Source organism: Streptococcus sp. KR, assembly GCF_002238115.1.
In the GTDB taxonomy this organism is placed as follows: domain Bacteria; phylum Bacillota; class Bacilli; order Lactobacillales; family Streptococcaceae; genus Streptococcus.
The window spans coordinates 1-539 of sequence record NZ_NGVM01000127.1 but is presented as its reverse complement, the minus strand read 5'-3'; the positions used below and the strand labels follow the sequence as shown (position 1 = coordinate 539).

Here is a 539-nt window from a genome sequence, read left to right as displayed (position 1 = left end):
ATATCCAGGATGAGAGGCACTATTTCTAAATTCCCTAATTACGTCTAAAAAAAAGCAAAAATTAGAGTTAGCAATATCTGCTTTCCATTTTTTTTGAGTAACACTTGAAAATCTAATTATATCTGTTATACATTGATTTCTAACCCTGGAAGGCCTGAAGTTGTTTTTTATAAATTTGATCTCGTTTTTACTAAATCGCTTTGCATGAATTTTATCAAGATAAATATCTTTTAATTGCGAATTCATCTTAAGAAAACTCGATTTTTCTAAAGCATCCCAAAATTGTTTTTCACCATTCATATCGATATTAGACTGTGTTGAAAAAAATTCATTCCACATTGGGACAATATTATAATTGCTTTCTCCTTTTTTAATTTCCTCTTTTTGATACCCAACATTATGCCTTTTAGTTTTCCTCGCTAACCAAGAACCCATTTTATTATAAGTACAGTTGTATTCCAATTCAAAATGATAGGATAATGCCCCTAAGAACATATTTTCAAATGCACGTAGCATCTCTAATATTTTGCCCTTAATAA

General features: G+C 29.3%; 1 protein-coding gene. It reads right to left on the bottom strand.

Going from position 1 to position 539, the window contains the following annotated elements:
- A partial coding sequence (locus CBI42_RS12865) for a hypothetical protein (protein ID WP_179211417.1) occupies positions 1–539 on the bottom strand: 539 nt, incomplete at both ends.